Source organism: Streptomyces sp. NPDC015131 (genome assembly GCF_043079975.1).
Taxonomy (GTDB): domain Bacteria; phylum Actinomycetota; class Actinomycetes; order Streptomycetales; family Streptomycetaceae; genus Streptomyces.
The window spans coordinates 760,784-777,991 of the sequence record NZ_JBIBVB010000002.1; the positions used below are offsets into that span (position 1 = coordinate 760,784).

The 17,208-nt window shown below is 71.2% G+C and carries 16 protein-coding genes and 1 pseudogene; 8 read left to right on the top strand and 9 right to left on the bottom strand.

The annotated features are described in order from the left end of the window. Window positions 1–547: 547 nt before the first annotated feature. Window positions 548–3,259 (bottom strand): pyruvate, phosphate dikinase, encoded by a 2,712-nt coding sequence (gene ppdK / locus ACF08D_RS09125; protein ID WP_392221913.1) that lies wholly within the window; start codon window positions 3,257–3,259, stop codon window positions 548–550. 467 nt (window positions 3,260–3,726) lie between these two features. Further along, window positions 3,727–4,863, bottom strand: a complete 1,137-nt coding sequence (gene dusB, locus ACF08D_RS09130) for a tRNA dihydrouridine synthase DusB (protein WP_392221914.1) — start codon at window positions 4,861–4,863, stop codon at window positions 3,727–3,729. A 69-nt stretch (window positions 4,864–4,932) separates the two neighbouring features. Here dusB and ACF08D_RS09135 point away from each other — a divergent pair, with 69 nt between their 5' ends. Then, the gene (locus ACF08D_RS09135; RefSeq protein WP_392221915.1) at window positions 4,933–6,372 is read left to right on the top strand and encodes an MFS transporter; all 1,440 of its coding nucleotides are present in this window, start codon (window positions 4,933–4,935) and stop codon (window positions 6,370–6,372) included. Window positions 6,373–6,435: 63 nt separating this feature from the next. On the opposite strand, the gene ACF08D_RS09140 is transcribed toward ACF08D_RS09135, so the two are convergent. Further along, a complete protein-coding gene (locus tag ACF08D_RS09140; protein WP_392221916.1) occupies window positions 6,436–6,615 on the bottom strand; it encodes a DUF6243 family protein in 180 nt (59 codons plus the stop codon). Window positions 6,616–6,843: 228 nt separating this feature from the next. Beyond that, complete coding sequence (locus ACF08D_RS09145) at window positions 6,844–8,226, bottom strand: glycine--tRNA ligase (protein WP_392221917.1); 1,383 nt, start codon at window positions 8,224–8,226, stop codon at window positions 6,844–6,846. Between the two features lie 144 nt (window positions 8,227–8,370). On the opposite strand from ACF08D_RS09145, the gene ACF08D_RS09150 reads away from it, so the two are divergent. From ACF08D_RS09150 to ACF08D_RS09165, 4 genes are all read left to right on the top strand, one after another. After that, a complete protein-coding gene (locus ACF08D_RS09150) occupies window positions 8,371–9,363 on the top strand; it encodes a metal ABC transporter substrate-binding protein (RefSeq protein ID WP_392221918.1) in 993 nt (330 codons plus the stop codon). A 35-nt stretch (window positions 9,364–9,398) separates the two neighbouring features. Continuing rightward, window positions 9,399–10,163: a metal ABC transporter ATP-binding protein gene (locus ACF08D_RS09155; protein WP_392221919.1), complete on the top strand. Its 765-nt coding sequence runs from the start codon at window positions 9,399–9,401 to the stop codon at window positions 10,161–10,163. A 1-nt stretch (window position 10,164) separates the two neighbouring features. Beyond that, window positions 10,165–11,094, top strand: a complete 930-nt coding sequence (locus tag ACF08D_RS09160; RefSeq protein WP_392221920.1) for a metal ABC transporter permease — start codon at window positions 10,165–10,167, stop codon at window positions 11,092–11,094. A gap of 125 nt (window positions 11,095–11,219) precedes the next feature. After that, window positions 11,220–11,627 (top strand): Fur family transcriptional regulator, encoded by a 408-nt coding sequence (locus ACF08D_RS09165; protein ID WP_392221921.1) that lies wholly within the window; start codon window positions 11,220–11,222, stop codon window positions 11,625–11,627. A gap of 60 nt (window positions 11,628–11,687) precedes the next feature. Here the strand turns inward: ACF08D_RS09165 and ACF08D_RS09170 are convergent, their stop codons facing one another. The 4 genes from ACF08D_RS09170 to ACF08D_RS09185 form a co-directional block, all read right to left on the bottom strand. Further along, window positions 11,688–12,545 (bottom strand): isoprenyl transferase, encoded by an 858-nt coding sequence (locus tag ACF08D_RS09170; RefSeq protein WP_392221922.1) that lies wholly within the window; start codon window positions 12,543–12,545, stop codon window positions 11,688–11,690. 27 nt (window positions 12,546–12,572) lie between these two features. Next, on the bottom strand, window positions 12,573–13,319 hold the full coding sequence (gene recO, locus ACF08D_RS09175) for a DNA repair protein RecO (protein ID WP_156694494.1): 747 nt from the start codon (window positions 13,317–13,319) through the stop codon (window positions 12,573–12,575). A 302-nt stretch (window positions 13,320–13,621) separates the two neighbouring features. Further along, complete coding sequence (locus ACF08D_RS09180; protein WP_392222372.1) at window positions 13,622–13,837, bottom strand: hypothetical protein; 216 nt, start codon at window positions 13,835–13,837, stop codon at window positions 13,622–13,624. After that, complete coding sequence (locus ACF08D_RS09185) at window positions 13,834–14,067, bottom strand: hypothetical protein (RefSeq protein ID WP_392221923.1); 234 nt, start codon at window positions 14,065–14,067, stop codon at window positions 13,834–13,836. Before ACF08D_RS09185 ends, ACF08D_RS09180 begins: the two co-directional genes overlap by 4 nt. Before the next feature lie 116 nt (window positions 14,068–14,183). Between ACF08D_RS09185 and ACF08D_RS09190 the strand changes: the two genes are divergently transcribed. Both ACF08D_RS09190 and ACF08D_RS09195 read left to right on the top strand, forming a co-directional pair. Then, window positions 14,184–15,023: a helix-turn-helix transcriptional regulator gene (locus tag ACF08D_RS09190; protein ID WP_392221924.1), complete on the top strand. Its 840-nt coding sequence runs from the start codon at window positions 14,184–14,186 to the stop codon at window positions 15,021–15,023. Continuing rightward, the gene (locus ACF08D_RS09195) at window positions 15,005–15,208 is read left to right on the top strand and encodes a DUF397 domain-containing protein (RefSeq protein ID WP_392221925.1); all 204 of its coding nucleotides are present in this window, start codon (window positions 15,005–15,007) and stop codon (window positions 15,206–15,208) included. Before ACF08D_RS09190 ends, ACF08D_RS09195 begins: the two co-directional genes overlap by 19 nt. 7 nt (window positions 15,209–15,215) lie before the next feature. Here the strand turns inward: ACF08D_RS09195 and ACF08D_RS09200 are convergent. Continuing rightward, window positions 15,216–15,668 (bottom strand): annotated as a pseudogene (locus ACF08D_RS09200) (dienelactone hydrolase family protein); the annotation flags it as partial. A gap of 213 nt (window positions 15,669–15,881) precedes the next feature. Between ACF08D_RS09200 and ACF08D_RS09205 the strand changes: the two are divergent. Beyond that, window positions 15,882–17,195 (top strand): PQQ-binding-like beta-propeller repeat protein, encoded by a 1,314-nt coding sequence (locus ACF08D_RS09205; RefSeq protein WP_392221926.1) that lies wholly within the window; start codon window positions 15,882–15,884, stop codon window positions 17,193–17,195. The last annotated feature ends 13 nt before the right edge of the window (window positions 17,196–17,208 follow it).

Sequence of the window (17,208 nt, forward strand, 5' to 3'; positions counted from 1 at the left end):
ACCGGGGGTGAACCGAAAAGCTGTACGCCGTCGGGCAGGAAACCTTCAGGACCGAGGTGACGTGACGAAGACCGTGGGGGGCTTCTCGCGTCCGGCGGCGGACCTGAAAGGTTGCGGCTCTCCCGCCCGGCAGGGGTAATGGGGCGCGGTCGGCGGGTGGGGATCCGGTGGCCGCGCTCCGCCCGTTCTTTGCGGGCCGAATGGGCCGATTCGACCGGCCAATGGCCTCTGCATTGACCCGGGACAAACGTCCGGTGTTCAACAGCCGCCAATTCAACCGGTGCCCCCGGAATGCGACAGGAACTTACAATTCCGCCCGCCCGACGGCCCCGCCCGACGGCCCCGCCCGAGCGCCGTACAGACGGCCCCGCCCCCGGCCGGCGCTCACCGGCCCCCGCAGCCCCGCCGCCTGTCCCCCGCCTCCACGCGCACGACGGGGCGGGCACCTCCGCACAAGGTGTCCGCCCCGTCTCTCTTGCGGACCGGAGCCGCCGCCGATCGGTGAGGGTCGGGGACCAGCGACGGCTCCGGTGTCTGTGGGGGTCGCTCAGCGGCTGTCGCTGCCGCTGGACGCCGCCGCCGCGCGGCCCGCCTCCAGGCGCGCCACCGGGATGCGGAACGGCGAGCAGGAGACGTAGTCCAGGCCCACCTCGTGGAAGAAGTGCACCGACTCCGGGTCGCCGCCGTGCTCGCCGCAGACGCCGAGCTTGATGTCCGGGCGGGTGGCCCGGCCGGCCTGGACCGCGCTGCGCACCAGCGCGCCGACGCCGTCCTTGTCGATGGTCTCGAACGGGCTGACGCCGAAGATGCCCTTCTCCAGGTACGCGGTGAAGAAGCTGGCCTCCACGTCGTCCCGGGAGAAGCCCCACACCGTCTGGGTGAGGTCGTTGGTGCCGAAGGAGAAGAACTCGGCGCACTCGGCGATCTGCCCGGCGGTCACCGCCGCGCGCGGCAGCTCGATCATCGTGCCCAGCGCCAGCTTCAGCTCGACGCCGGTGCGCGCCTGCACCTCGGCGATGACCTGCTCGGCCTCCTCGCGGACCAGCTCCAGCTCCTGGACGGTGCCCACGAGCGGGATCATGATCTCGGCGCGCGGGTCGCCCTTGGCGTCGATCCGCTGGGCGGCGGCCTCGGCGATGGCCCGCACCTGCATGGTGAACAGGCCGGGGATGACCAGGCCGAGGCGTACGCCGCGCAGGCCCAGCATCGGGTTCTGCTCGTGCAGGCGGTGCACGGCCTGGAGGAGCCGCAGCTCGTTCTCGTGGGGCTCCTTGCGGGCCTCGGCGAGCGCGACGCGGACCGACAGCTCGGTGATGTCGGGCAGGAACTCGTGCAGCGGCGGGTCCAGCAGGCGGACCGTCACCGGCAGGCCGTCCATCGCCTCGAACAGCTCGACGAAGTCGTCCTTCTGGAGCGGCAGGAGCGCCTTGAGGGCCTCGTCGCGCTCGGCGTCGGTGTCGGCGAGGATGAGGCGCTCGACGTACTGGCGGCGGTCGCCCAGGAACATGTGCTCGGTGCGGCACAGGCCGATGCCCTGCGCCCCGAAGCGGCGCGCCCGCGAGGCGTCCTCGGCGTTGTCGGCGTTGGCCCGTACGCGCAGCCGGCGTACCCGGTCCGCGTACGCCATGATCCGGTGGACGGCCTGGACGAGCTCGTCGGCGTCGTCGGCGCCCGCGTGCATCCGCCCCTCGAAGTACTCGACGACCGGGGACGGCACGACCGGGACCTCGCCGAGGTACACCTTGCCGGTGGAGCCGTCGATGGAGACGACGTCGCCCTCCTCGACGATGTGCCCGCCGGGCACGGTCATCCGGCGGCGCTTGGTGTCGACCTCCAGCTCCTCCGCGCCGCAGACACAGGTCTTGCCCATGCCGCGCGCCACGACGGCCGCGTGGGAGGTCTTGCCGCCGCGCGAGGTGAGGATGCCCTCGGCGGCGATCATGCCGTCCAGGTCGTCGGGGTTGGTCTCCCGGCGGATCAGGATGACCTTCTCGCCCGAGCGGGACCACTTGACGGCGGTGTACGAGTCGAAGACGGCCTTGCCGACGGCGGCGCCGGGCGAGGCGGCGATGCCCCGGCCGACCTGCTCCACCCTGGCCTTCTCGTCGAAGCGCGGGAACATCAGCTGGGCGAGCTGGGCGCCGTTGACGCGCTGGAGCGCCTCGGCCTCGTCGATGAGTCCCTGGTCGACGAGCTGGGTGGCGATGCGGAAGGCGGCACCGGCGGTGCGCTTGCCGACACGGGTCTGGAGCATCCAGAGCTGGCCGCGCTCGATGGTGAACTCGATGTCGCAGAGATCCTTGTAGTGGTTCTCCAGCGTCTCCATGATCCGCATCAGCTCGTCGTACGACGTCTTGTCGATCGACTCGAGGTCGGCGAGCGGCACGGTGTTGCGGATGCCGGCGACGACGTCCTCGCCCTGCGCGTTCTGGAGGTAGTCGCCGTAGACGCCCTGGTGGCCGGAGGCGGGGTCGCGGGTGAAGGCGACACCGGTGCCGGAGTCCGGGCCGAGGTTGCCGAAGACCATGGAGCAGACGTTGACGGCGGTGCCCAGGTCGTGCGGGATGCGCTCCTGGCGGCGGTAGAGCTTGGCGCGCTCGCCGTTCCAGGAGTCGAAGACGGCCTTGATGGCCAGGTCCATCTGCTCGCGCGGGTCCTGGGGGAACTCGCGGCCGGCCTCGGCCTTGACGATCTTCTTGAACTGCTGGACGAGCTTCTTCAGGTCGCCGGCGTCGAGGTCGGTGTCGACGGTGACCTTCTTGGCGGCCTTGGCCTCTTCGAGGGCGTCCTCGAACAGCTCGCCGTCGACGCCGAGGACGGTCTTGCCGAACATCTGGATGAGGCGGCGGTAGGAGTCCCAGGCGAACCGCTCGTCGCCGGCCTGCTTGGCCAGGCCCTCCACGGACGTGTCGGAGAGTCCGATGTTGAGGACGGTGTCCATCATGCCGGGCATGGAGAACTTGGCGCCGGAGCGTACGGAGACCAGAAGCGGGTCGTCGGCCTGGCCGAGCTTCTTGCCCATCTTCCGCTCGAGGCCGTCGAGGTGTGCGGTGACCTCGTCGCGGAGGGCCACCGGCTCGTCCCCGCTGTCGAGGTAGACCTTGCACGCCTCGGTGGTGATGGTGAAGCCGGGAGGCACCGGGAGACCCAGGTTGGTCATCTCGGCGAGGTTGGCACCCTTACCGCCGAGCAGGTCCTTCAGGTCCTTGTTGCCCTCGGTGAAGTCGTACACGAACTTCTGATCTTTGTTTTCCGACACGGGTCTCGACTCCTCGAGGACTCGGTGGCTGCCCTGACGGCGAGGAACATACCCAGATCGAAGGCGTCCCGGTACGTACGCCTACCCGTCATACGGCCTTAACCACCCGTCCGCCACCAGATCGAAAGTGACCGCGCGGTAGGTTTCCGGGCACGCCCCCTTCAGCCTCCGAATGACGTTTGACTCAAAGCTGGGAGTATTCGCTCATGTGAGCGCTGAGCGGGACGCTTGAGTTCAAGAGTTGAACACAAATCGGGTGGCACTCAGTGCCACGCTTCGGAAAATGCAGTCGCCGTTTTCGCGCTCATTTGAGCGCAACCCTTATCAGGGGTGGCGAGAATCACGCCGTCCCGGAGCCGCCCGTTCCACGATCCGGACCGCCCGTCTCCCCTGGTGAGGGGCCCGGAAACGGCCTCGGGCCCACCCGGTCGACGGGTGGGCCCGAGGGGAGCGGCGAGGTCCGGCGCTCACCCGCCGGAGGTGTCCAGCTCGGCATCCGCGCTGACGGCGGAGCAGTCGTAGGGATCCTTGAGCCAGCCGTCCGGCAGCACCACCCGGTTGTTTCCGGACGTCCGCCCGCGCGGGCCGTCCGCACCGGCCGGCCACGCCTGCTCCAGGTCCAGCTCGCTCAACTGAGCGCGCAGCGCGTCCAGCGACGAGGTGACCGCCAGCCGCTTGCGCATCTCCGAACCGACCGCGAAGCCCTTCAGGTACCAGGCCACATGCTTACGGAAGTCGATGACGCCCCGCGCCTCGTCGCCGATCCACTCGCCCAGGAGCGTCGCATGCCGCACCATCACGTCGGCGACCTCGCGCAGGGTGGGCGTCGCCGGTCCGCCGGTGCCCTCGAACGCGGCCACCAGGTCGCCGAAGAGCCACGGGCGGCCCAGGCAGCCGCGCCCCACGACCACGCCGTCGCAGCCGGTCTCGCGCATCATCCGCAGCGCGTCGTCGGCCGACCAGATGTCGCCGTTGCCGAGGACCGGGATCTCCGGGACGTGCTCCTTCAGCCGGGCGATGGCGTCCCAGTCGGCCGTGCCGCCGTAGTGCTGGGCGGCGGTGCGGCCGTGCAGGGCGATGGCGGTCACGCCCTCCTCGACGGCGATGCGCCCGGCGTCCAGGAAGGTGATGTGGTCGTCGTCGATGCCCTTGCGCATCTTCATGGTGACCGGCAGGTCCCCCGCGTTGGAGACCGCCTCGTTGAGGATGGCCCGCAGCAGCGGCCGCTTGTACGGCAGGGCGGAGCCGCCGCCCTTGCGGGTCACCTTGGGCACCGGGCAGCCGAAGTTCAGGTCGATGTGGTCGGCCAGGTCCTCGTCCACGATCATGCGGACGGCCTTGCCGACCGTCACCGGGTCGACCCCGTAGAGCTGGATCGAGCGGGGCGTCTCCGTGGCGTCGAAGTGGATGAGCTGCATCGTCTTCTCGTTGCGCTCCACCAGCGCCCGCGTCGTGATCATCTCGCTCACGAACAGGCCCTTGCCGCCGCTGAACTCGCGGCAGAGGGTGCGGAAGGGGGCGTTGGTGATGCCGGCCATCGGCGCGAGCACCACCGGAGGCCGCACGGTGTGCGGACCGATGGCGAGAGGACTGAACGCGGTCATGCCCCCCATTGTCACCCAGCCCGCGACCCGCCCGGCCGGGGGATCGTTAGTTAGGCGTACTTTGGACATATGCCCGAGCTGTCCCACCGCCGCCGGCTGCTGGTCCTGGCCATCTGCTGCATGAGCCTGCTGATCGTCAGCCTCGACAACACCGTCCTCAATGTCGCCCTGCCCTCCCTGCGCGAGGACCTGGGCGCCGATGTGGCCGGAATGCAGTGGGTCGTCGACGCCTACACCCTGGTCCTCGCGTCCCTGCTGATGCTGGCCGGCTCCACCGCCGACCGGATCGGCCGCCGCAGGGTCTTCACGGCCGGGCTCGTCCTCTTCACCCTCGGCTCGGCGCTCTGCTCCCTCGCCCCCGGCCTCGGCTGGCTCGTCGCCTTCCGCGCGGTGCAGGCCGTGGGCGGCTCGATGCTCAACCCGGTCGCCATGTCGATCATCACCAACACCTTCACCGAGCCACGCGCGCGTGCCCGCGCCATCGGCGTCTGGGGCGGTGTCGTCGGCATCTCCATGGCGGCCGGACCACTGGTCGGCGGGGTGCTCACCGACGCGGTGGGCTGGCGCTCCATCTTCTGGATCAACATCCCGGTGGGGCTGCTCGCCCTCTTCCTCACCCTCCGGTACGTCCCCGAGTCCCGCGCGCCCCGCCCGCGCCGGGTGGACCCGGTGGGCCAGCTCCTCGTCGTCGTCCTCCTCGGCTCCCTGACGTACGCGATCATCGAGGCGCCCGTCGCGGGTTGGTCCTCGCCGCTGATCCTGGGCTTCGCGGGGGCGGCGGCGCTCGCCCTGGCCGGGCTGCTGCTGTACGAGCCGAGGCGCGCCGACCCGCTGATCGACCTGCGCTTCTTCCGCAGCGCCCCGTTCAGCGGCGCCACGGTGATCGCGGTGTGCTCGTTCGCGGCGCTGGGCGGCTTCCTCTTCGTCAACACCCTGTACCTCCAGGACGTCCGCGGGATGACCGCGCTGGGCGCCGGGCTGTACATGCTGCCGATGGCGGCGCTCACCTTTGTCTGCGCGCCCCTGTCCGGGCGGCTCGTCGGCAGCCGGGGGCCGCGCCTCCCGCTGCTGGTGGCCGGCGCGACGATGACGGCGGCGGGGGTGCTGTTCGCGGCGTTCGAGGCGGAGACGTCCACGCCGCTGCTGTTCACCGGGTACGTGCTGTTCGGCCTGGGCTTCGGGATGGTGAACGCCCCCATCACCAACACGGCCGTTTCCGGGATGCCCCGCGCCCAGGCGGGCGTCGCCGCCGCCGTGGCGTCCACCAGCCGGCAGATCGGCCAGACGCTGGGCGTCGCGGTGATCGGCGCGGTGCTGGCGGCCGGTGTCGCGCCCGGTACGCACACGGCCGGGTTCGTGGCCGCGAGCCGCCCGGCCTGGTGGGTGATCGCCGGGTGCGGCCTGGCGGTCCTGCTGGTCGGCGCGGCGACCAGCGGCGCGTGGGCGCGGGGCACCGCGGAGCGCACGGCCCGCCGCCTGGAGCCGCAGGGCCCCGGCGCGGGGGCGTAGGAGCGGGCGGAACGGAACGGGACGGGGCGGGGCCCTCCGGTGGGGAGGACCCCGCCCGTGGGGTCAGTCCTGCGCCTCGGCGCCCTGGGCGCGCTCGCGCATCTTGCGCAGCAGGTCCTGCTTCTGGTCGGCGGACGCCCTGCGGTCGGCGGCGCGCGCCGGGGCGGAGCCCTGCTGATCGGCGCGGGACAGCTTCCTGCGCTGTCCGCCGACGCCGAGAAGGTTGTTACGGCCCTTGGCCATGGGTTCTCCCTGAAGGTGAGACGTGTCGGTGTGGGCGGGTGGGGGCGGGGGCTGCCCGCCGCACTCTCACTCGTAGATCGGAAGATGTGCCATGCGGCGACGCTATCCCGCGCGGGACAGGACGGCACCCGAATTTAGGGCGGCACACGAGGTGGTGCGGCGGGCGGAGCGCGACGAGCCCCCGGCTCCGTGCGGAACCGGGGGCTCGTCGCGCGTACGGCGGGAGCGTCAGCAGCCGAGGAGGCGGCTGCCCAGGTAGCCCTGGATCTGGTCCAGGGAGACGCGCTCCTGCTTCATGGTGTCGCGCTCGCGGACGGTGACCGCGTTGTCGTCGAGCGTGTCGAAGTCGACCGTGACGCAGAACGGCGTACCGATCTCGTCCTGGCGGCGGTAGCGGCGGCCGATGGCGCCCGCGTCGTCGAACTCGATGTTCCAGTTCTTGCGGAGGTCCGCGGCGAGGCCCTTCGCCTTGGGCGAGAGCTGCGCGTTGCGGGAGAGCGGGAGCACCGCGGCCTTGACCGGCGCGAGGCGCGGGTCGAGGCGCATGACGGTGCGCTTCTCCATCACGCCCTTGGCGTTGGGCGCCTCGTCCTCGTTGTACGCGTCGAGCAGGAACGCCAGCATCGTGCGGCCGACACCGGCCGCCGGCTCGATGACGTACGGCGTCCAGCGCTCCTGCGCCTCCTGGTCGAAGTACGACAGGTCGGTGCCGGACGCCTTGGAGTGCGCGTTGAGGTCGTAGTCGGTCCGGTTGGCGACGCCCTCCAGCTCGCCCCACTCGCTGCCGCCGAACTGGAAGCGGTACTCGATGTCGGCGGTGCGCTTGGAGTAGTGCGAGAGCTTCTCGGCCGGGTGCTCGTACCAGCGCATGTTCTCCTCACGGAGACCCAGGTCGCGGTACCAGTTCCAGCGCTGCTCCATCCAGTACTCGTGCCACTGCTCGTCCTCGCCCGGCTTGACGAAGAACTCCATCTCCATCTGCTCGAACTCGCGGGTGCGGAAGATGAAGTTGCCCGGGGTGATCTCGTTCCGGAACGACTTGCCCATCTGCGCGATGCCGAACGGCGGCTTCTTGCGGGAGGACTGCTGCACCTGCGCGAAGTTGGTGAAGATGCCCTGCGCGGTCTCGGGGCGCAGGTAGGCGACGGAGCCGGAGTCCTGGGTGGGGCCGAGGTGCGTCGAGAGCAGGCCGGAGAACTGCTTGGGCTCGGTGAAGGTGGCCTTGTTGCCGCAGTTGGGGCAGCTCAGGTCCTTGAGGCCGTTCTCGGGGAGGCGGCCGTGCTTCTCCTCGTACGCCTCCTCCAGGTGGTCCGCGCGGTAGCGCTTGTGGCAGGAGGTGCACTCGGTGAGCGGGTCGGTGAAGGTGGCGACGTGACCGGAGGCCTCCCAGACCTCGGTCGCCAGGATCACCGACGAGTCGAGACCGACGACGTCCTCGCGCGAGGTGACCATGTAACGCCACCACTGGCGCTTGATGTTCTCCTTGAGCTCGACACCCAGCGGACCGTAGTCCCAGGCGGCCCGCTGACCGCCGTAGATCTCGCTGCACGGGTAGACGAAGCCACGGCGCTTGCTCAGGTTGACGATCGTGTCGATCTTGTCGGCGGCCACTGTGCTCTCTTCATAACGACGATGGCGAACGGCGAATGCCTCAGGTTACCGGCGCTCGCACCCCTCCGATCAAATCGGTGGGCGGCCGGAGCCGCTTGCCCCGTTTGTTGACAATCGTTTCCACATTTGTTGAAAATGAATCCCATGAACGTACGCCGTCTGATACCCACCACCGCCCTCGCCGGAGCCGTGACCCTCGGCCTGGTCACCCTCTCCGCCTGCGGCGGTTCCTCCGGCTCCGCCGCGGCGGACGGGGGGAAGCTCGACGTGGTGGCGTCGTTCTATCCCATGCAGTACCTGGCCGAGCAGATCGGCGGCGACCACGTCTCCGTCACCACCCTCACCAAGCCCGGCGTCGAGCCGCACGACCTGGAGCTGAAGCCGAAGCAGATCGGCGAGCTCGGCGAAGCGGACTACATCCTCTACCTCAAGGGCATCCAGCCCGCCGTCGACGACGCCGTCGCCCAGGCCGGCGTGAAGAACACCGTCGACGCGGCCACCCTGACCACGCTGGAGAAGCACGGCACCTCCGCCGGTCACGAGCCGCACGACCACGGTCATGAGGAAGGCGCCCACGAGGAGGACGGTCACGAGCACGCCCACGAGGGCGAGGCCGGGGCCGACCCGCACGTCTGGCTCGACCCGGTGAAGTACGCCGAGGTCGCCAAGGGCGTCGGCGCCTCCCTGGAGAAGGCCGACCCCGACAACGCCGCCGCGTACCGGAAGAACACCGACGCGCTGGTGAAGAAGCTGACCGCGCTCGACACGAAGTTCGAGACCGGCCTGAAGAACTCCACCACCAGGACCTTCATCACCACCCACGCCGCCTTCGGCTACCTCGCCGAGCGCTACCACCTGGAGCAGGAGGGCATCAGCGGCGTCGACCCCGAGGCCGAGCCCAGCCCCGCCCGGATCAAGCAGCTCCAGGACACCGCCAAGAAGGACAAGGTGACCACCGTGTTCTTCGAGACCCTCGCCAGCGACAGGACCGCGAAGACCCTCGCCGAGGACACCGGCCTCAAGACGGACGTCCTCGACCCGCTGGAAGGCATCACCGACGCGTCCCGCGGCGACGACTACCTCCAGGTCATGGAGGCGAACCTCGCCGCGCTCCAGAAGGCCCTGGGCGCCAGGTGACCCGCGTCCCGCACCCCCGCAAGGGAGGCACCGCAGTGAGCAGCGAACCCGTCATATCCGTCCGCTCCGCCACCGCCTCGCTCGGCTCGCGCCCCGTGCTGCGCGGCATCGACCTCGCCGTCCACCGCGGCGAGGTCGTCGCCCTGCTCGGCGCGAACGGCTCGGGCAAGTCCACCGCCGTCCGCTCGGTCATCGGGCAGGTCCCGCTCACCGGCGGCTCCATCGGCCTGTTCGGCACGGAGCTGCGGCGCTTCCGCGACTGGGCGCGCGTCGGCTACGTGCCGCAGCGCACCACCGCCGCCAGCGGTGTGCCCGCCACCGTCCGCGAGGTCGTCGCCTCCGGCCGCCTCTCCCGTACGCGGCTGAAGTGGCCGTCCAAGGCGGACCGGGCGGCCGTGGAGCGGGCCATCGAGGTGGTGGGGCTCGCCGACCGCGCCAAGGACTCCGTCGCCGCCCTGTCCGGCGGCCAGCACCAGCGGGTGCTGATCGCCCGCGCGCTGGCCGCCGAGCCCGAGCTGCTGATCATGGACGAGCCGATGGCGGGCGTCGACCTGGCCAGCCAGGAGATCCTCGCCTCCACGCTGCGCGAGCAGGTGGCGGGTGGGGCGACCGTGCTGCTGGTGCTGCACGAGCTGGGCCCGCTGGAGCCGCTGATCGACCGCGCGGTCGTGCTGCGCGACGGCTGCGTGGTCCACGACGGCCCGCCCCCGGAGGCGGTCGGCCAGCACGCGCTGCCGGGCCACGACCACGTACACCCACACGCGGCCGACGAGCCGCTCCGCACGGGACTGCTGACCTGACATGGAAATCCTCCAGCTCGCCTTCATGCAGCGCGCGCTGCTCGCGGCCGTCCTGGTCGGCATCACCGCCCCGGCCGTCGGCATCTACCTGGTGCAGCGCCGCCAGGCCCTGATGGGCGACGGCATCGGGCACGTGGCGATGACCGGCGTCGGCCTCGGCTTCCTGATGTCCGCGAACCCGGTGTGGGTGGCCGCGGCGGTCTCCATCGCCGGCGCGGTCACCATGGAGCTGATCCGCGCGTACGGCCGCACCCACGGCGACATCGCGCTCGCGCTGCTCTTCTACGGCGGCATGGCCGGCGGCGTCATGCTGATCAACCTGTCGCCGACCGGCTCGACCGCCAACCTCAACTCGTACCTCTTCGGGTCCCTGTCCACGGTGTCCCAGGAGGACGTCGTCGCCATCTGCGCGCTGGCGGCCTTCGTGATCCTCGTCACGGTCGGACTGCGGCGGCAGCTGTTCGCCGTCAGCCAGGACGAGGAGTTCGCCCGGGTCACCGGCCTGCCGGTGCGGGCGCTGAACCTGCTGATCGCCGTCACCGCCGCGGTGACCGTCACCGTCGCCATGCGGGTGGTCGGGCTGCTGCTGGTCAGCGCGCTGATGGTGGTGCCGGTCGCGGCGGCGCAGCAGCTCACCCGGAGCTTCCGGGCGACCTTCGTGCTGGCCGTCCTCATCGGTACGGGCGTGACGCTCACCGGCACGGCGGCCTCCTACTACCAGGACGTGCCGCCCGGGGCGACGATCGTCCTGCTGGCCATCGCGCTGTTCGTGCTGCTCACCGCGCTGGCGGCGCCGCTGGCCCGGCGGCGCGCCCGCGCGGCGGGGCGGGCGCCGGAGGCGGCGGCGGACGCCTGTGACCTGGCCGTCACGGGCGGGTCCGGCGCGGCCGGGGACGGCGGCGGGGACGGCGTCCGGGCCGGGAAGGGCTGAGGACGGAACGGGGACCGGCGGAGGCAGGCTGGGAGGCGAGAGGGGCCGGGCGGCGTGAGGGAGCCTGGCAGAATGGCCCGGACGTACGACTGAGCGGGCCGAGTGTTGAGGAGGCACCTGTGGCGATGGCTGGAACCCCCGGCGTGCGCGGCCGGTCGACCCGGCAGCGAGCTGCCGTGTCGGCGGCGCTGAACGAGGTGGACGAGTTCCGCAGCGCGCAGGAGCTGCACGACATGCTCAAGCACCGGGGCGACTCGGTGGGCCTCACCACGGTCTACCGCACCCTGCAGTCCCTCGCCGACGCCGGCGAGGTCGACGTGCTGCGCACCAGCGACGGCGAGGCGGTCTACCGCCGCTGCTCGACGGGCGAGCACCACCACCACCTGGTCTGCCGCATGTGCGGCAAGGCGGTCGAGGTGGAGGGCCCCGCCGTGGAGGAGTGGGCCGAGGCGATCGCGGCGGAGCACGGCTTCGTGAACGTGGCCCACACGGTCGAGATCTTCGGCACCTGTGTGGAGTGCGCCGCCAAGTAGACGTGCAGACACGCGAAGGGGCCCGTACTCCGAGGAGTGCGGGCCCCTTCGCGTGCGTCCTCACGCGCTGGGCGGCGCCTCCGGGGCGTCGGGGCGGCCCCGCATGGCGAGCAGCTCCTCGTTGGGGATCGCCCCGCCGAAGCGGCGGTCGCGCTGGGCGTACTCCAGGCACGCCCGCCACAGGTCGCGGCGGTCGAAGTCGGGCCACAGCACGTCCTGGAAGACCATCTCGGCGTACGCGCTCTGCCAGATCAGGTAGTTGGAGGTGCGCTGCTCGCCGCTGGGCCGCAGGAACATGTCGACGTCCGGCATGTCCGGGTAGTACAGGTACTTCTGGATCGTCTTCTCGCCGATCTTCGACGGGTCGAGCCGCCCGGCCCGCACGTCCTCGGCGATGGCCTGCATGGCGTCGGCCAGCTCGGCGCGCCCGCCGTAGTTCATGCAGAAGTAGAGCGTGAGCCGGTCGTTGTCCTTGGTCTGCTCCTGGGCGATCTGGAGCTCCTTGGCGACCGACTTCCACAGCTTGGGCATCCGGCCCACCCAGCGGACCCGGATGCCGAGCGCGTCGAGCTGGTCGCGGGTCTTGCGGATGAAGTCGCGGTTGAAGTTCATCAGGAAGCGGACCTCGTCGGGCGAGCGCTTCCAGTTCTCGGTCGAGAAGGCGTAGAGCGAGATGCTGTTGACGCCCATCTCGATGGCGCCCTGGAGGACGTCGAGCACCCGCTCGGCGCCGACCTTGTGGCCCTCGGTGCGCGGCAGGCCCCGGTCCTTCGCCCAGCGGCCGTTGCCGTCCATGACGATCGCCACATGGCCCGGCACCAGCTCGCCGGGGATTTTCGGCGGGCGCGCGCCCGAGGGGTGCGGCTCGGGGTCGTCGTAGTCGCGGCGGGACCGGCCCAGGAATCCGCGTCGTGCCATGCGGCTCACACTCTCCTCAATCTGCTTCTACTTCTCGACGTACCGCAGGGAGCGCAGCCCTCGCTCCAGGTGCCAGTGCAGATACGCGGACACCAGTCCGCTCCCCTCCCTGACGTGGCGCGGCTCGCACGCGTCCGCCGTCTCCCAGTCGCCGGTCAGCAGCGCGCTGAGCAGACCGACGGCCTCCGCAGAGGGTACGACGCTGCCGGGCACCCGGCAGTCGCCGCATATCACCCCGCCCGCCGCGACCGAGAAGAACCGGTTGGGCCCGTGGATGCCGCAGCGGGCGCAGTCCTCGAAGGAGGGCGCGTAGCCGTTCACGGCGAGGGAGCGGAGCAGGAAGGCGTCCAGGATCAGGTGCGGGGCGTGCTCGCCCCGGGAGAGGGTCCGCAGGCCCCCGATGAGCAGCAGGTACTGCTGCACGGCCGGCTCGCCCTCGTGGTCGGTGAACCGCTCGGCGGTCTCCAGCATCGCGGTGCCGGCCGTGTACCGGGCGTAGTCGGAGACGATGCCGCTGCCGTACGCCGCGATCGTCTCGCTCTGCGTGCACAGCGGCAGCCCGCGCCCGACCAGCTCGCTGCCGCGCGCGAAGAACTGCACGTCGACATGGCTGAACGGCTCCAGCCGGGCGCCGAACTTCGACTTGGTCCGCCGTACGCCCCGGGCGACGGCCCGCACCCGCCCGTGCCCACGGGTGAGGATCGTGATGATGCGGTCCGCCTCGCCCAGCTTCTGGGTGCGCAGCACGATGCCGTCGTCGCGGAACAGGGTCATGGCCCCATTGTCCCGTACGGGACGAGACCGGAGGCCCGCCCGGGAGAGGGAGCGCTGCCCCCGGCGGGGCGCCGGACCGGTAGCGTACGGAACCCGGCCCCACCCGTACCGGAGGTTTGCTCAGCAGTCGGCCGGCCTCGCGCCCCTGCGGGCCTTCGGACCCCGCCAAGGCCATCTCCGAGCTCCGCGCCATCCACGAAGCGGCGGCCGCGGAGGCCGGGCTGTGAGCGACTGGACGGCTTCCTCGCCGTGCCGCGGCACGCGTGCGTGTACGTGTGCAACGTCACCTGGTACGGGTGACGTCACGGCACCTCGCCTCTGCTCCGTGCGTTCACGTACGACGTCGCCGCGCTGATCCTCTCCGCGTCCGTCGCCGGGCGGGCGCCCTCCGGCGGGCAGTCCCACTCCCGGCCGCCGCCGATCGGCCGGAGCTGTACGTACGGCCCCACGTGCCCCATGACGCGCCCCACACGTCCGCTGCGGACATCGACGACGTACGACCCGACGGTCAGGTTCACGATCGGCCACCCTCCTCCGGCAGAGCGGCGGCCAGCCTGCGCGCCGTCTCCACCGTGCAACGTCCCAGTTCCACGAGCGGCCGAGGGGGCTCGGCGGCACAGGTGACGGCGTCCAGCCCCAGCGAGGGCAGGGTGATTCCCGCCCTTTCCAGTGCCGCGCGCAATTCCGCCACCGCCTCCTTCGCGTCGTCCACGGACCCCTTCGGCGTTCGCTCGCTCTGTTCCTTCACCCGCGCTGTCCTTTCCGAATCCCTTTCCCGCTTACTGCCCCCAGGATGGCCCCGCACCCCTAACATCGGCAGGTGCAGCGCGCTACAACTGCGGAGCAGGACAGGGGTGTTAAGCCATGGCCAAGGCTGGCTCCTCCCGGCAGGCAGCCTGGGAGTTCTTCGGTGCGGAGCTGAAGAAACGGCGGGAAGCCGCGGGAATGACGCAGCAGGAACTGGGGCGGCGGGTCTTCGTGTCCGGCGCGTACATCGGTCAATTCGAACAGGCTATTCGCAAACCGCAGTTGGATGTCGCCATAAGGATTGACGAGACGCTGCAAACCGATGGTTTTTTCGAGCGGATGTGTAGTCAACTCATCAACAAGTCGCCCTACGCGGAGTATTTCGCTGCCGCGGCGGAGCTGGAGTCCTTAGCGACGGCCATCTGTGACTTCGCCCCGACGATCGTGCCCGGTCTGCTGCAAACGGCCCCGTATGCGCGGGCGGTCGTCCTGGCGAGCAACCCGCTCGCCTCGGACGACCAGATCGAGTCGACGGTCGCCGCCCGCCTGGAGCGGGCACACCTCCTCAAGGACCCGGCCAAGCCCGAGTACTGGGTCATCCTGCACGAACACGCGCTCCGGCTCCCCACCGGCGGGGCGCACGTCATGGCCGCTCAGCTCGACCATGTGGCGGCGCTGGCGCGCAGCCGTCGCGTGCTGGTGCAGGTGCTGCCCTACGCGGCCGGGGCGTACGCGGAGATGGGCAAGATGCTGAGGCTGATGGAGTTCGAGGACGCACCGCCAACCGTCTATACGGAGGCGGTGTTTTCGGGGAATCTGCTGGACGATCCGGCCCTGGTGAAGCGCGTACGGGCCGCCTACGATCTGCTCAGGGCCAGCGCACTGGCGCCGGAGGCGTCCCTGACCCTGATCGAATCAGCGGCGGAGGAGCACAGACGATGCGCGAGTACGACCTGAGCGACGCTCGGTGGCGCAAGAGCACGTACAGCGACGCCCACGGTGGTGAGTGCCTCGAAGTCCTTGACAACGCAGCCGGCGGCGTCGTGCCCGTGCGGGACAGCAAGAACCCCGCCGGCCCCGTCCTGGTGGTAGGGGCCGGCGCCTGGCGGGTGTTCGTCGCCGACGTCAGCGCCGACGGCTGAGCACCCGCCCGGGTCCGGACCGGGTCAGGCCGTTGACCGTGCCGATCGCGCGCAGCGGGGCGCCGGTGCGGCCGAGTTCCAGGGCGACCGCGCCCCCGGTGCCGTAGCCGACGGCGGCGATCCGGTCGGGGTCCGTCCGGGGTTCGGCGCGCAGCACGTCGAGCGCGGCGCGGCCGATGTCCCGCAGCCGGCCGGGGTCGGCGAGCAGCGGCAGGCAGCGGGCCAGCATCTCCTCCGGGTCGGCCAGGTAGCGCCCGCCGTGGAGGTCGAAGGCCAGCGCCACGTACCCCAGCTCGGCCAGGGCCTCGGCCCGGCGGCGCTCGACGTCGCTGAGCCCCGTCCCCTCGGGCCCGATCAGGACGGCGGGCCGGCGCCCGTCGCCGGCCGGGAGCGCGAGGTGCCCGGTCATCGTCAGGTGGTCGGCCGGGTACGTGACCGTCCGCGTGGTGATCGTCGTCATGTCACCGGACGGTAGTGACCGCCGCGCCCGCCCGGGGTGGTGTCGGCCGAGGGCAGACACCGCGCGCGAGGCGTTCCGTCAGGTGGTCGCCCTGCCGCTCGCCGCCGGTCCTGGCCTAGTGTGATCGTCATTTCCGGACCATGGGGGGCCGGAAGCATCCACGAAACCGGGGGCAACATCGTGATGCTGGAAAGACCGACCAACAGGGCACTGATGAAAACCGCTGTCGTACTGGCGGTGGTGGGGAGCCTCACCGCGTTGATCCTGTCGTACCAGGGCTATCTGCCGGGCGACGCCATGGTGCGGACCTGGACGGCGGCCAGTGACCGGCCCACCGACGACACGGAGACCAACGACACCTGGGTGGTCGGTGACGTCGCCGTCCGCAGCCGGTACGACGCGGTGACCGGGTTCGGTCTCGCGGAGGGGCAGGACGGCAGGACGCTCTGGGAGTTCGTGCCGCCCGGCCGTACCCGGATCTGCGGGAGCGCGCGGAAGGCGGACGACTCGGTGCTGCTCGTCGCGTACGGGGAGGAGGGCGGCGAGAGGGGGGAGCCGGCCCCTCGGGGCAAGGGCTGTACGACCGTCCTGGCCCTGGATCTGAAGGACGGCCGGACGCTGTGGACCACCCGGCGGAAGGTCGCGACCGGCCGGTTCGACGAGGGCTCCCCGTTCCTGGACACGGGCGGCGACCTCGCGGTGATCGGCCACGACCACCGCGACGCCCGGGACGCACGGACCGCGGACGCCTCCACCGCGCTGCGCGCGGTGAACCTGCGCACCGGCAAGCCCCGCTGGACGGCCGCCATGCCCGCAAAGTGCGGGCCGCGCGAGGTCGCGGTCGGCAAGGAGCGGGTCTTCGCCGTCCTGGAGTGCGGCGGCACGGCGCTCGCGGTCGGTCTCGGCGGCGACGGCGCCGAGCTGAGGATGGCCGCCTTCGACCGGGCGACCGGCGCCCTGGAGTGGAACGTCCCGATCGACGCGCGCCGGCCCCTGGATCTGACGGCCCTCGTCTCCATCGAGTCCACCGACCCGCTGGTGCTCACCGCCGGGCGGAACGGGAGCCTCGACTCGGGCAGCTTCTACTCGTTCGACCAGGACGGACGGCCGCGCCCGGGCATCGAGTTCGACAGCCCCCACGGCACGATCGCCGCCGCCTACTCCATGCAGACGGCGATCGTCGGCGAGCGGCTGTACGCCCTGGCGGGGTGGTGGGACAAGGGCCCCCACGACGACCTCGTGGCCTACGACCTGACCACCGGCGAGACCCTGTGGAGCGAGAGCCTCGGCGAGCCCGCCGACTCGCTGATCGCGCACGGCGACCGGCTCACCGTCCTGGGCGAGTGGTCCACCCAGTCCGACGAGATCACCGACCTGTTCGTGTTCGACGCGGCCGACGGCGAGGAGCTCGACGAGCGGCACTTCCGGGACGGCGTCTACGGGGCCCGCTTCTACGAGCACCGGGGGCGGCTCATCGCCGCCGGGGCCGGCGGCGGGATGACCTTCACGGCCTACGAGCGGTGGTGAGCGGGGCCGGGGG

What these genes read in the sequence shown, in the direction of transcription:
- dusB (WP_392221914.1), bottom strand. Translation starts at nt 4,863, where the DNA reads ATGACCGCGTTCAGTCCTCTCGCCATCGGTCCGCACACCGTGCGGCCT.
- ACF08D_RS09135 (WP_392221915.1), top strand. Translation starts at nt 4,933, where the DNA reads ATGCCCGAGCTGTCCCACCGCCGCCGGCTGCTGGTCCTGGCCATCTGC.
- ACF08D_RS09140 (WP_392221916.1), bottom strand. Translation starts at nt 6,615, where the DNA reads ATGGCCAAGGGCCGTAACAACCTTCTCGGCGTCGGCGGACAGCGCAGG.
- ACF08D_RS09150 (WP_392221918.1), top strand. Translation starts at nt 8,371, where the DNA reads ATGAACGTACGCCGTCTGATACCCACCACCGCCCTCGCCGGAGCCGTG.
- ACF08D_RS09160 (WP_392221920.1), top strand. Translation starts at nt 10,165, where the DNA reads ATGGAAATCCTCCAGCTCGCCTTCATGCAGCGCGCGCTGCTCGCGGCC.
- ACF08D_RS09165 (WP_392221921.1), top strand. Translation starts at nt 11,220, where the DNA reads ATGGCTGGAACCCCCGGCGTGCGCGGCCGGTCGACCCGGCAGCGAGCT.
- ACF08D_RS09170 (WP_392221922.1), bottom strand. Translation starts at nt 12,545, where the DNA reads ATGGCACGACGCGGATTCCTGGGCCGGTCCCGCCGCGACTACGACGAC.
- recO (WP_156694494.1), bottom strand. Translation starts at nt 13,319, where the DNA reads ATGACCCTGTTCCGCGACGACGGCATCGTGCTGCGCACCCAGAAGCTG.
- ACF08D_RS09190 (WP_392221924.1), top strand. Translation starts at nt 14,184, where the DNA reads ATGGCCAAGGCTGGCTCCTCCCGGCAGGCAGCCTGGGAGTTCTTCGGT.
- ACF08D_RS09195 (WP_392221925.1), top strand. Translation starts at nt 15,005, where the DNA reads ATGCGCGAGTACGACCTGAGCGACGCTCGGTGGCGCAAGAGCACGTAC.
- ACF08D_RS09205 (WP_392221926.1), top strand. Translation starts at nt 15,882, where the DNA reads ATGAAAACCGCTGTCGTACTGGCGGTGGTGGGGAGCCTCACCGCGTTG.